General features: G+C 70.5%; 7 protein-coding genes (1 of these 7 cut by a window edge). 4 read left to right on the forward strand and 3 right to left on the reverse strand.

All coding sequences use genetic code 11. The features are described from left to right. The 3 genes in view from CFP71_RS22950 to CFP71_RS22960 are tightly spaced (each overlapping or abutting the next) and all read right to left on the reverse strand, a layout consistent with a single transcriptional unit that may run on beyond the window. A protein-coding gene (locus CFP71_RS22950) for a non-ribosomal peptide synthetase (RefSeq protein ID WP_093936005.1) crosses the window boundary here: on the reverse strand, nucleotides 1-1,552 show its 5' end (the start). Its footprint begins 19,373 nt before the window's first position; only the first 1,552 of its 20,925 coding nucleotides appear in the window; it begins with the start codon at nucleotides 1,550-1,552; its stop codon lies beyond the left edge, outside the window. Beyond that, a complete protein-coding gene (locus CFP71_RS22955) occupies nucleotides 1,549-7,776 on the reverse strand; it encodes a non-ribosomal peptide synthetase (protein WP_093936006.1) in 6,228 nt (2,075 codons plus the stop codon). Before CFP71_RS22955 ends, CFP71_RS22950 begins: the two co-directional genes overlap by 4 nt. Continuing rightward, nucleotides 7,773-8,045: an acyl carrier protein gene (locus CFP71_RS22960; RefSeq protein ID WP_093936007.1), complete on the reverse strand. Its 273-nt coding sequence runs from the start codon at nucleotides 8,043-8,045 to the stop codon at nucleotides 7,773-7,775. Before CFP71_RS22960 ends, CFP71_RS22955 begins: the two co-directional genes overlap by 4 nt. A gap of 251 nt (nucleotides 8,046-8,296) precedes the next feature. Between CFP71_RS22960 and CFP71_RS22965 the strand changes: the two genes are divergently transcribed. Genes CFP71_RS22965 through CFP71_RS22980 form a run of 4 tightly spaced genes read left to right on the forward strand, consistent with a single transcriptional unit; the run spans nucleotide 8,297 to nucleotide 13,073 of the window. Beyond that, on the forward strand, nucleotides 8,297-9,124 hold the full coding sequence (locus CFP71_RS22965; protein ID WP_093936008.1) for an alpha/beta fold hydrolase: 828 nt from the start codon (nucleotides 8,297-8,299) through the stop codon (nucleotides 9,122-9,124). A 12-nt stretch (nucleotides 9,125-9,136) separates the two neighbouring features. Beyond that, nucleotides 9,137-11,089, forward strand: coding sequence for an ABC transporter ATP-binding protein (locus CFP71_RS22970; RefSeq protein ID WP_093936009.1), 1,953 nt, complete (start codon nucleotides 9,137-9,139; stop codon nucleotides 11,087-11,089). A 35-nt stretch (nucleotides 11,090-11,124) separates the two neighbouring features. Further along, complete coding sequence (locus CFP71_RS22975; protein ID WP_093936010.1) at nucleotides 11,125-12,051, forward strand: ABC transporter ATP-binding protein; 927 nt, start codon at nucleotides 11,125-11,127, stop codon at nucleotides 12,049-12,051. Next, nucleotides 12,033-13,073 carry an ABC transporter permease subunit gene (locus tag CFP71_RS22980; RefSeq protein ID WP_208636018.1) on the forward strand — a complete coding sequence of 347 codons (1,041 nt, stop codon included), beginning with the start codon at nucleotides 12,033-12,035 and terminating at the stop codon, nucleotides 13,071-13,073. Before CFP71_RS22975 ends, CFP71_RS22980 begins: the two co-directional genes overlap by 19 nt. Nucleotides 13,074-13,178: the final 105 nt, after the last annotated feature.

A 13,178-nucleotide genomic window follows, 5' to 3' on the forward strand; every position in this document is an offset into this window, starting at 1 on the left:
GGGTGGCCGCCACCCGCTCGGCGAACGCTTCCGGCACGGAGAGGTCCGGAAGGGACACCGACGTCGCGTTCCAGTCGTCCAGCAGCCGCGCGCGTTCGGCGGGTTCGAGGAGTTCGACCGCGCCGACGCGCCGGCCAGGGTCGGCGGCCATGGCCGTCAGCACCCGGACCAGGTAGCCCGCGATCCGTTCCACCGTGCGCGCGTCGAACAGGTCGGCCGATCCCGTGACCACGCCGCGGATCCCCGCCGGGGCGCCCGCGTCGTCGAAGGTCTCGCCCAGCGTCGCTTCCAGGTCGAACTTGGCCGTCGTCCGGCCGATCGAGAGCACGTCGGCGCGCAGGCCGGGCACCTCGGGCGCGGCGCCGTCGTCCAGCGGCGCGAGAGCGACCTGGAACAGGGGGTGGCGGGAGAGCGCGCGGACGGGTGCGAGTTCCTCGACGAGCTGCTCGAAAGGCAAGTCCTGGTGGGCGAGGGCGCGCACGGCGGCGCCGCGCACGCGGTCGATCACGTCGCCGAAGGTCGGGTCGCCGGTCAGGTCGGCCCGGATCACGAGCGTGTTGACGAAGAAACCGATCAGATCGTTCAGGGCTTCGTCGGACCGCCCGGCGGCCGGGGTGCCGATGGGGATGTCGTTGCCCGCGCCGAGCCGGGAAAGCGTCACCGCGAGCCCGGCTTGCAGCAGCATCGGCAGGGTGGCGCGACGTCGCCGGGCCACCGCGATCAGCTTTTCGTGCACCGCCGCCGGGACACCGGCCGCGATCGAGTGTCCGCGATGGGACGGTTCCACCGGCCGCGGGCGATCCGCCGGGAGGTTCAGCTCCTCGGGGACGCCGTCCAGCGCGTCACGCCAGTAGGCGATCTGCCGTGACGACAGGCTGTCCGGGTCGTCCTTCGAGCCGAGCAGCTCCCGCTGCCACAACGTGTAGTCGGCGTACTGCACGGGCAGCTCCGCCCACTCCGGTTCCCGGCCGTCGCCGCGTGCCGCGTACGCGGCAGCGAGGTCCCGAGCGAGCGGCCCCGCCGACCAGCCGTCGGTCGCGATGTGGTGGATGACGACCACGAGCACCGCCGATTCCGGCGACCGCGCGAACAACCAGGCGCGCATCGGGATCTCGGCGGACAGGTCGAACGGGTACGCGGCCACCCGTGCCACCGCTCCCGGCAGTTCGCTCGCGGCGATCTCCTCGCCGGGCGGCTCGGCGGCCGGCTCGACCGACGGCAGCTCCGCCGGCCGCTCCCACTTCAGCTCCCGCAGAGCCGAAAGCCGTTGGTGTGGCGCCGGTTCCTCGGTCCCGCTCACTCGCACCACCGGCAGGTCCCAGACCAGCTCGTCCGGCTCCACGATCCGCTGGCGCGGTTCGCCGTCCACCTCGGGGAAGACCGTGCGCAGCGCCTCGTGCCGGACGATCACGTCACGCAGCGCGGCGGCCAGGGCCGCCCGGTCCAGCGGCCCGGTCAGCCGCAGGATGGTCGGGGTGTTGTAGGTGGCACCCGCTCCTTCGATCCGCCACTGCAACCACAGCCGCCGTTGGGCGAAAGACGCGGGAATCATCGGCCTCTCCTTGACTGACGCATCCGCCGCAGCACGGGCCTGGCGCGGTCGTTCCGGTCGTCGTGCTCGGCGAGCCAGGCGGCGAGCCCGGCCGGGGTGGGAGTCGCGAACAGTTCTTCGATCGGCAGTTCCGCCCCCGTCGAGGCGCGGATCCGGGCGACGAGCCTCGTGGCGAGCAGGGAATGCCCGCCGAGGAGGAAGAAGTCGTCCTCCACCCCGACCTCGGGCACGGCGAGGGTCTCGGCGAACGCCGCGCACAGCGCCGCCTCGCGTTCGTCGGCGGGGCCACGGCCCGCCCGGCGGGCCGACGCGTAATCCGGTGCGGGCAGCGCGGCGACGTCGAGCTTGCCGTTGGGTGTGCTCGGCAAGGTGTCGAGCACCGTGACGGCGGACGGGCGCAGGTAGCCGGGGAGGCGCGAGGCGGCGTGCGCGCGGACCTTCGCGGCGATTTCCGCGGCGCTGTCCTCGATCGCCCGGTCGGGCACGACGTAGGCCACCAGCCTCACGTCGCCCGGCTCCTCTTCTCGCGCTGTCACGACGGCCTGGACGACCGCCGGATGCTCGGCGAGCACGGCCTGGACTTCCCCCGGCTCCACCCGGTGGCCGCGGATCTGCACCTGGTCGTCGACGCGTCCCGCGAACACCAGATCGCCGTCGCGTTTCCGATGGGCGCGGTCGCCCGTGCGGTACATCCGGATCCCCGCGGCGCCGAAGGGACACGCCACGAACCGTTCACCGGTCAAACCCGGGCGGTTCGCATAGCCTCGCGCCACCTGCGGTCCGGCCACGTACAGCTCGCCCACGACCCCGGCGGGAACCGGTCGCAACCGTTCGTCCAGGACGTACACCGACAAACCGGGAAGACCACGGCCGATCACGCTCTCGGCACCGCCCGGGACCACCTCGGAACGCGTCACGTGCACCGTGGTTTCGGTGATCCCGTACATGTTCACCAGCCGGGGGCCGGAGACGTCCACTCTCGCGGGCTCCAGGGCTTCCCCGCCGAACACCACCGTCCGCACACTTTCCCAACCGGCGGTCTCCAACAACTGGTAGAACGCCGACGGTGTCTGGCTCAGCATCGTGACCCGTTCCCGCGCGATCAGATCAGCGAACTCCCGCGGCGAACGCGACACCTCGAACGGCACCACCACGACGCGGCCGCCGTGCACCAACGCGCCCCACAGTTCCCACACCGAGAAATCGAACGCGAACGAATGGAACCACGACCACACATCACCGGCACCGAATCCGAACAATCCCTTCGTGGCAGCGAACAACGCCACCACATTCCGATGCGGCACCACCACACCCTTCGGCGTCCCCGTCGAACCCGACGTATAGATCACATACGCCGCGTTCGAGGAAAGCAGCGGGACGATCGGGTCCGCGTCCGGCGCCACACCGGCTTCATCCGTCGACACGGTCGGAACACCCTGCGGCACAAGCGAAACGCAGTCCGGCGTCGTCAGGACGCAGACGGCACCCGCGTCCGAGAGCACGAACCCGATCCGATCCCTCGGCGACTCCGGATCCATCGGCAAGTACGCGCCCCCCGCCTTGAGCACCGCCAGCAAGGCCACCACCAGCTCGGCCGACCGCGGCGCGACCACCCCGACGACCGACTCCGGGCCCACACCCCGGTCCGCCAACCGGTGAGCGAGGCGGTTCGCGCGAACGTTCACCTCCGCATAGGTCAGATCGGCGCCGTCGAAGGTCACGGCGATCGTGTCCGGCGCGGCGGCCACCTGCCGTTCGAACAAGGTCACCAAGGTCTCGTAGGGTGCTTCGAGGGCTTTGTCGTGCACCTCGTCGAGGAGCCAGCGTCGTTCGCCGGGAGCCAGCAGGTCGAGATCACCCACGCGCCGCCGGGGATCCTCGGCGGCCTGCTCCAGCAGCCGGTTCAGCCGATCCAGCAGCGTCCGGACCGTCGCGGCGTCGAAAAGATCGGTCGCGTACTCCACCGTCCCTTCGACACCGGCGGCCGCGCCGTCCTCCCCGTAGCGATCGGTCAGGCTGACCATCAGGTCGAACCGGGCCGTGCCGGTGCCGATCGGTTCCGGCCGGGTTTCGAGGCCGGGTAACCCGAAGGTCGCGAGCGACGCGTCCTGCAAGGTGAGACTGACCTGGAAAAGCGGGTGCCGCGCCGGTGAGCGCTCCGGGTTGAGCACCTCCACCAGGTGTTCGAACGGGACGTCCTGATTGTCGTACGCGGCCAGATCGGTTTCCCTGACCCGCCGGAGCAGCTCCTCGAAGGTCGGGTCGCCGGAGACGTCGGCCCGCAGCACCAGCGTGTTGACGAAGCAGCCGACGAGATCGTCCAGGACCGCGTCGAGACGTCCGGCGATCGGCGCTCCCAGCGGAATGTCGTCCCCCGCGCCGAGCCGGGTCAGCAGTGCGGCCAGCGCCGCGTGCACGACCATGAACAGGGTGGCACCGTTTTCCCTGGCGAGGTCCCCCAGAACCCGGTGCAGCGCGGGCGGGATCCGGAACGGCATCAGGTCGCCGCGATGGGTCGCGACGGCCGGGCGCGGCCGGTCGGCGGGCAGGCGCAGCCGGTCGGGCAAGCCGGCCAGCCGGTCCCGCCAGTAGCCCACCTGGCGGCCGAGCGGACTCTCCGGATCGTCTGCCCGCGCCATGAGCTCGTGCTGCCACACCGCGTAGTCCGCGTACCGCACCGGCAGGTCCGACAGTCTTGGCTCTTCGCCCTGGCTGCGGGCGGCGTACGCGGCGGCGAGGTCCCGTGCCAGCGGCCCCGTCGACCAGGCGTCTCCCGCGATGTGGTGGACCACCAGGGACAGCAGGTGCTCGTCCGGGCCGGTCACGGACAGCTCGGCCCACAGCGGCAGCTCTGTGGCCAGATCGAACTCGTGGCGGGCGGCTGACCCTCCGCCCTCGTGGACCGACCACCGGTCGCGGGCCTCCTCGGGCGCGAGGATCCGCTGACGGGGAACCCCGTCCACTTCCGGGAAAACGGTGCGCAGCGGCTCGTGCCTGGCCACCACGTCGGCCAGCGCCGCCTCGAGTGCCGCACGATCCAGCGCGCCGGTGATCCGCAAGGCCAGTGGAGCGTTGTAGGTCGCCGACCGGCCCTGCATCCGGTGCAGGAACCACAAACGCCGCTGCGCCGAGGACAGCGGCACCGGGTCTTGATGCCGTACCGGCCGCAACGCGGGCCGCGCCCCGCGGCCGGTGTCCAGGCGGGAGTCGAGGTCCGCCACCGTGGGCGCCCGGAACACGGTCCGCATCGGCACGTCCAGGCCGAGGGTGGCCCGGATGCGACCGGTCAACCTGGTGACGGCCAGCGAATGCCCGCCCAGCGCGAAGAAGTCGTCGTCGACGCCCACGCTGGCCACCCCGAGCACCTCGGCGAACAAGCGGCACAGGATCGCTTCCCGCGGGGTGCGGGGCGGCCGGGCCGAAGCCGCGAACTCGGGCGCGGGCAAAGCTCGCCGGTTCACCTTTCCGCTGGGAGACAACGGAATCTCCGCGAGCACCTGGATCACCGATGGCACCATGTGTTCCGGCAGCGTCCGCGCGGCGAACCGGCGCAGCTCCTGGACGTCCACTTCGGCCCCGGCGACGGGCACCACGTAGGCCACCAGCCGCGCGCGGTCGCCGGGCTCGTCCGTGGCCACCACGACAGCCCGCGCGACCGCCGGGTGCCGGGCCAGCGCCGCTTCGATCTCGCCGGGCTCGACCCGATAGCCGCGGATCTTGACCTGCTCGTCGACCCGGCCCAGGAACTCCAGGTTCCCGTCCGCGGTCCACCGCGCCAGATCTCCCGTGCGGTACATCCGTCCCGCCGCGGCGGCACCTTCGAAGGGGCAGGCCACGAACCGTTCGGCGGTGAGTCCCGGACGGCCCGCGTAACCCCGGGCCAGCCCGGCTCCGGCCACGTACAGTTCGCCCACCACGCCCGGTGGGACCGGCCCGAGGGCGTCGTCCAGCACGTACAGGCGGGTGTTCGCGATCGGACGGCCGATCGGCACCGCGTCGCCCACCGGCCGTCCCGCGGTCAGCTCGAACACGCAACAGCCGACCACCGTCTCGGTCGGCCCGTACTCGTTGACCACGACCGTGCCGGGGGCGTCCGCCAGCCAGGCCCGCACATCGGCGCCGGGCAACGCCGCGCCACCCACCACCAGCCGGCGCGCCGCCGACGCCCGCTGGCCCGCCGACAGCGTTTCCGCCAGCAGCGGCAGATGCCCCGGCACCACCTTGACCAGCCCGAACCCGCCGGTCCGCGCCAGAGCGGCCAGCCCCTCGGGACCGCCTTCCGGGCTGATCACCACCGTGCCGCCGCACATCAGCGGCGCCAGCGCGCTCGTCACCGTCAGGTCGAACGCGAGCGACGAGTGCAGCGGAACCCGGTCCCCCGCACCGATCCGGTAGAACTCGACCGCCCACGCGAGGTAGTTCGCCAGCCCCGCGTGCGTGACCGCGACCCCCTTCGGCACGCCCGTCGAACCGGACGTGTACATCACATAAGCCAGCTGGCCGGGCACGACCGCCGACGCGGACGCCCGCGCGCCCGCCCGGCCGGACACACCGCCGGGCCCGATCAGCACGGTGGCACCGCCGTCGGCGCGCATGAACTCCACCCGCTCGGCGGGATGGTCCGGATCGATCGGCAGGTACGCCGCACCGGCCAGCCAGGTCGCCAGGATCGCGGTGAGCATCCCGGGGCCGCGCGGCAGGCAGACGGCGACCACCGACTCGGTGCCGACGCCGCGTTCACGCAGCGAGCCCGCGAGCCGTCGCGCACGGTCGGCCAGCTCGCGGTAGGTCACCTCCGCCTCGCCGCACACCACCGCGACCGCGTCCGGGGTGTGCGCGACGTGGTACTCGAACCGGTCGAGCGCGGTCGCGACGTCATCACCCGTTTCGGTGCGGTTCCAGTCCACGAGCACCCGTCGCCGCTCGTCGTCGTCGAGGACGCCGACGCGGTGCAGGCTTTCGGCGGGCGACGCGGCCGCCAGCCGGTTCAGCACCCGGCGGAACCTCCGGGCGATCTCCGCGCCCGCCGCCGGGTCGTGCAGCGCGGGATTCAGCTCCACGAGCAACTGGACGCCGCCACCCGCCGCGCGCTCGAAGACGTCGATGCCCAGATCCTCGACAGGCCCACTCGACAGGCCGGACCGGGTGGCGACGGCGTCCGCGAAACGCAGCGGACGGCCGAGGGACATCACGTTGACGCTCAAGGAGCGCAGCGAACCCCTGCCGACGAGTCCGTGGTCGGCGAGGATCTGCCCGTACGGGTACCGCTGGTGACGCAGGCAGTCGATCACCGCGCTCGAAGTGTGCCGGACGAACGCGCCGACGGTGCCGTCCCGGGGGATCTCCAATCGGAGAGGCACCACATTGGAGGTCATCCCGGGAATTCCGAGTTCCCGCACCGAGGTCCGACCGCCGACCGGCAGCCCGAGCACCACGTCGCGGTCCCCCGTCGTGCGCTGCCGGTAGAGAGCCGCGGCGGACAGCGCCAGACCGGCGAAGCTCGTGCGCAACCGGCGTGCCGCCGCCCTCAGCCCGGCGGCTTCGTCCGCATCGATCTCTTCGATCCGCAAGACGGGGCGCGACGGCAGGTCCGGCCCCGGTCCGCCGGGATCCGGCAGACCCGCCAGCGCGTCGAGCCAAAACCGCCTGTCCCGTTCGGGATCGGCGGACTCCCGGTAGGCGCGATCCGCGTCGAGCAGGACCGAAAGTGGCTTCAGCACACCGTTTTCGGGTTCCCGCCCGGAGGCGAGTGCCGTGTAGACGTCCGCGACCCTTGCCGCGAACACCGAAAGACTCGTCCCGTCGAGGACGAGGTGGTGCACGCGCTGGTACCAGACGACCCGATCCGGTCCGAGCCGGAACACCGCGTGCGCGGAAGGCGGGCCCGCCACGAGATCGACCGGCCGGTCGAGATCGGCCGCCATCCACTTTTCGGCGGCCTCGCGTGGATTCGCCGACGCACCGAGGTCCGCCACATGGATCCGGTGCTCCATCGAAGCGTCGAGGTACTGCCGGGGCGTCCCGTTCTCGAGCCGGAACCGGAGCCGGTACGTCTCGGCCTCCGCCAGGGCCCGGCGCAGGGCCACGACCAGCAGGTCGACGTCCACGTCGCCGTGGATCTCCAGGTACTCGGCGATGTTGTACGCCGGGTTCTCCGGCGCGAGCCGCTGGGAATACCAGACGCCGAGCTGGGCCGAGGTCAGCGGAAGGTCCGGACCACTCATGCAGCGGCCATCTCGGTGAGGTGGGTGGTCAGCGCGGCGACGGTGTCGACGTCCCAGAGCAGGATGGGCTCGACGAGAAGACCGAGCGTGTCCTCGATGTCGCCGCACAACGCGAAGGCGTACACCGAATCCAGCCCGTAGTTCGCCAGCGGGACGTCGAATTCGATCTCCTCGGCGGGAATCATCGCGTAATGCGCCACGCGTTCGACGAGCCAGGACTGGATCTTCTCGGCGGTCAGGCTGGTGGCGGTCAGCTCGGCATCGGACACGACAGGCCTCCTCGGGCTCAAGGCGGCTCAATATGGCCCACGGAAACGTGGCGCATCAACCGAACGACCAGGCGTTCGTTGACGCCCAACTGACGTCGCGCCCACAGTTGGACACGGTGGCACCACTGTCAATCACGGCCGTCCGCGAAACCTGTACCGCCGACCTGCCCCGTGCCATAGTGACGCCGCTCCTGAACCGGGACGGACGCGGCATCGCACGCCCTCCGCCGATCAGGCTGGAGGGAAAAGACATGGGTGGCGCCGATTACCGGCACGCCACGGATTTCGTCACCACGAACGGAATCCGCTTGGCGTACAAGCATTCCGGCGGCGGCGAACCGGTTCTGCTGATCGCGGGATCCGGCTCCGCGGGCCATTTCTGGACACCGCATCAGACACCCGCGCTGCACGCCGCGGGCTACGCCACGGTCGTGTTCGACAACCGCGGCATCCCGCCGTCCGAGGCGCCGGCGGGCAAGTACTCGCTCGCGGATTTCGTCGCCGACACCAAAGGACTGATCGAGGCGCTCGACCTGGCGCCGTGCCGGATCGTCGGCATGTCACTGGGTTCGATGATCGCGCAGGAACTCGCGATCGACCATCCGGAACTCGTGCGGTCCGCGGTGCTGATCGCCACCAGGGCCCGCGTGGACGCCGCCCGGCTCGCGCAGACCGAAGCCGAGATCGCGCTGGTGGAAAGCGGCGTACGGCTTCCCGCCGTGTACGAGGCCGCCACGACGGTGTTCAAGATGTTTTCACCATCCACATTGGACGACGACGCCGCCGTGGCGAGCTGGCTGGACGTGTTCGAGATGTCCGGCACCGGGACCGTTGCCACCGGGCAGGTCTGGGCCGACCTGGCCGGCGACCGGCGCGCGGCCCTGCGCCGTGTCACGGCTCCCTGCCGGGTCGTGACCTTCACCGACGACCTCATCACCCCTCCGCACCTCGGCGCCGAGGTCGCCGAGGCGATCCCCCGCTGCGACCTCGTCGAGATCCCCCGCTGCGGACATCTCGGCTGTCTCGAACGTCCGGACGCGGTCAACGCGGCGATCACCGAGTTTTTCGACCACAACTGAGGAGAGACTTTCGTGACCATCGGAGACGACCCGAGCCTCGGCACGATCGGGCTGCGCGTCGAAGGCCTTGTCGAACCACAGCCGATCAAACCCGGCACGGTGAAGCGCATCATCCCCTACGCCCTGCGCTATCGCTGGTCACTGCTCGTCGTGATGCTGACGACCGTGGTCGACGCGGTCATCCTGGTGTCGACGCCGCTGTTCCTGAAGGGGATCATCGACGACGGCATCATCCCCGGGAACATGGCCGTCGTGGTGACGCTGGCCCTGCTCGTCGTCGCGCTGGCGGTGGTGAACGTCTTCGCGATCTACGCGCAGACCTGGTTCTCCGGCCGGGTCGGCCAGGGCCTCATCTTCGACCTGCGCACCAAGGTGTTCGCGCACGTGCAACGGCAGCCGCTGGCGTTCTTCACCCGCACGCGGACCGGTTCGCTGGTCAGCAGGCTGAACACCGACGTCGTCGGCGCGGAGCAAGGGATCTCCACCCTGTTGTCGCAGGCGCTGTCCACGGTGCTGACCCTGGTGCTGGTGCTCGGCACGATGTTCTACCTGTCGTGGTCCATCACCCTCACCGCGCTGGTGCTGATCCCGATCTTCTTCCTGCCGGGGAAGATCATCGCCGCCCGGCTGGAACGGCTGGCGCGCACCGGTATGCAGACCGACGCCGAACTGGGCACGACGATGACCGAGCGGTTCAACGTGGCGGGCGCGATGCTGGTCAAGCTCTACGGCCGCCATCGCGAGGAGACCGCGGACTTCGCGAGCAAAGCGGGGAAGGTCCGCGACATCGCGATCTCGATGGCCGTCCACGGGCGGCTGCTGTTCATCATGGTCACCCTGCTCACCACCATCACGACGGCGATGGTCTACGGCTTCGGCGGCTGGCTGGTCGTCGACGGCGGCCTGCAACTCGGCACGCTCGTGGCGCTGGTGGGCCTGCTGCTGATGCTCTACAACCCCATCAACCAGCTGACGACCATCCAGATGGACATCACCACCGCGCTGGTCAGCTTCGACCGCGTCTTCGAGGTGCTGGACCTCGAACCGCTCATCACCGAGCGGCCGGACGCCCGGCCCCTCCCCGCCCCGCGAGCCGGGAACGGCACCGCGCCGCACGTCGAGTTCGACCAGGTCGCCTTCCGCTACCCCTCCGCCGACGAGGTGTCCCTGGCCTCCCTCGAGGCGGTGCCGGTGCGGGTCACGGAGCAGGGGGAAAGCGCGCTGGTGCTGAACGAGGTGACCTTCCACGCCCCGGCGGGGCGGCTCACCGCGCTCGTCGGGCCCTCCGGCGCGGGCAAGACCACGATCACCAACCTGGTGCCGAGGCTCTACGACACCACGTCCGGCACGGTGCGGATCGGTGGCCAGGACGTCCGGGATCTGACCCTGGACTCGCTGCAGGACGCCGTCGGCGTGGTCACCCAGGACGCGCACCTGTTCCACGACACGATCCGCGCCAACCTGCTCTACGCGCGGCCGGAAGCCACCGAAACCGAGCTCGTCGAGGCGTGCGAGGCGGCCCGGATCTGGCCGACCATCGCCCAGCTGCCCGAAGGTCTGGACACCGTCGTCGGCGACCGCGGCTACCGCTTGTCCGGCGGGGAGAAGCAGCGGCTGGCGCTGGCCCGGCTCCTGATCAAGTCGCCGCCGATCGTGGTGCTGGACGAGGCGACCGCCCACCTGGACTCCGAGTCCGAGGCGGCCATCCAGCGAGCACTGAAGACCGCGCTCGCCGGGCGCACCTCGCTCGTCATCGCGCACCGGCTGTCCACCATCCACGACGCCGACCAGATCCTGGTGATCGACGAGGGCCGGATCCAGGAACGCGGCACGCACCAGGAACTGCTCGCCAACGGCGGACTCTACGCGGAACTGTATCGGACGCAGTTCGCCCAGCAGCGGGACTTCGTCGAAGAACCGGTCAAAAGTGCGACCGCCGAAAGCGGAAACCATGCTTTGGGCTGATGCTGGGAAGATCGGCGAAATCCCAGGATGGGACCATGCCACTCGCTGACTCCCCTCCGGTGTTTCACGCCACGGGCCTGGCCAAGAGATACGGCCGCCGCGGCAAGCAGGCACTCGCCGACGTCAACCTCACCGTCCCCGCCGGCCGGGTGATCGGTCTGGTCGGCCCGAACGGAGCGGGCAAATCGACCCTGCTGAACCTCGCCTGCGGGCTGATCGAGCCGACCGAGGGCTCGTTGACCGTGCTGGGCTCCCGTCCGGCCTCGAACGCCGCGCACCTGGCGAGGGTGGGGTTCGTCGCGCAGAACACCCCGGTGTACGGATCGTTCAGTGTGGCCGAGCACCTGACACTCGGCGCGAAGATGAACCCGAGCTGGGATCCGGCGCTCGCCGAGCGCCGGATCCGGCAGGTCGGGCTGAACCCGCGACAGAAGGCGGGCCAGCTTTCCGGTGGTCAGCGCGCGCAGCTCGCGCTGACCATCGCGGCCGCCAAGCGACCGGAATTGCTGATCTTCGACGAACCCGCCGCGGCACTGGATCCGCTGGCGCGCAAGGGTTTTCTCCGTAACCTGATGGAGTTCGTGGTCGAACTCGGCGCCAGCGCGGTGCTGTCCTCGCATCTGCTCGACGACATCGAGCAGGTCTGCGACTACCTCATCGTGCTGTGCGATTCGCGGGTGCAGGTCGCCGGCGACGTCCGCCACCTGCTGAACAGTCACGCCCGGATGGCCGCGCCGCGTGGCGGGTTCGACCGGCTTCCCCCCGGTACCGAGGTCATCCGGACCGAACACCGCGGCCATTACAGCCACGCGCTCGTCCGCATCGACGCCGCCGCGGGGCCGCTGCCCTACCCGCCCGAGCCGGTCTCGCTCGAAGAACTCGTCCTCGCGTACATGGGCCGGGCGGCGGGAATGGAAATCGGCGTGGACGCCAGGACCGAGGCATGGGAGACCCAGCGATGATGTGGCTGAGCTGGCGGCAGTTCCGCGTCCAAGCGCTCGCGGGACTCGTGGCGCTGGCCGTGATCGTCGCTTACCTGGTGTACGTGGGCACGGATGTCCGCCAGGGCTACGACGTCTACCAGGCGGCCTGCCGGAGCCAGGGCGACTGCGCGCAGGCGACGGCCCAGTTCCGCGCCGCCTACGAGAACACGTTGCTGTTCCTCGCGGCCGGTCTGGCCCTGATCCCCGCGATCCTCGGGACGTTCTGGGGCGCGCCGATGATCGCGCGGGAACTCGAAGGAAACACGCACACGCTGGCGTGGAACCAAAGCGTCACCCGGCAGCGCTGGTTGCTCGTCAAGGTCCTCGTCGTCGGCGTCGGCGCCATGGTCCTCACGGGAGTCGCCGGCGCGGCGCTCACCTGGGCGGCGGCCCCGTTCGACGAGGTCGTCAAGAACCAGTTCAGCACGTTCGTCTTCGGCGCTCGCTACATCGCCCCGATCGGCTACGCCGCGCTGGCGTTCACGGTCGGCACCGTCGCCGGCCTCCTGCTGCGGCGGACACTGCCCGCGATGGCGCTGACCCTGGTCGGCTTCATCGCCTTCCAGTTCTTCTTCGCCAACACGGTGCGGCCCAACCTCGTGCCCGCCGAACACGCCACGCTGCCGATGACGGCCGAGGCCATCAACGAAGCGCAGAACCTGGGCAGCATCACCGGCGGCTCGGTCATCCACGGGGTGCGGGTCCCGAACGCGCCCGACGCCTGGATCGCCGACACCAGTCCGCTGCGCACGCCGGACGGCAAGACCATCGACGGCGGCAAGTTCGGCGCGTGTATCAATACCCCGCCCAAGACCGGGGCGGGCGGCACATTCGGCGACGCCGCGGTATGCCTCGCCAAGTACGACCTCCACGTCGACGTCAGTTACCAGCCCGCCAGTCGCTATTGGACCTTCCAGACGCTGGAGACCGCGGTCTATCTCGCGCTCAGCGGCGGTCTCGTCGCGCTCAGCCTGGTACGGATACGTCGCCGGGTGAGCTGAAACACCGGGAAAGGCGTCGTCGGAAATTGTTCCGGCGACGCTTTTTCTCGTACCCTGGAACAGTTCCCGTGTCCGTTGGGGAAAACTGTCAAAGGTGGGTAACCG

Origin of the sequence: Amycolatopsis thailandensis, from assembly GCF_002234405.1 — a bacterium.
GTDB lineage: Bacteria > Actinomycetota > Actinomycetes > Mycobacteriales > Pseudonocardiaceae > Amycolatopsis > Amycolatopsis thailandensis.

Excerpts from the sequence above, each read along its gene's own strand:
- CFP71_RS22955 (WP_093936006.1), bottom strand. The coding sequence starts at position 7,776 with ATGAGTGGTCCGGACCTTCCGCTGACCTCGGCCCAGCTCGGCGTCTGG.
- CFP71_RS22965 (WP_093936008.1), top strand. The coding sequence starts at position 8,297 with ATGGGTGGCGCCGATTACCGGCACGCCACGGATTTCGTCACCACGAAC.
- CFP71_RS22975 (WP_093936010.1), top strand. The coding sequence starts at position 11,125 with ATGCCACTCGCTGACTCCCCTCCGGTGTTTCACGCCACGGGCCTGGCC.
- CFP71_RS22980 (WP_208636018.1), top strand. The coding sequence starts at position 12,033 with ATGGGAGACCCAGCGATGATGTGGCTGAGCTGGCGGCAGTTCCGCGTC.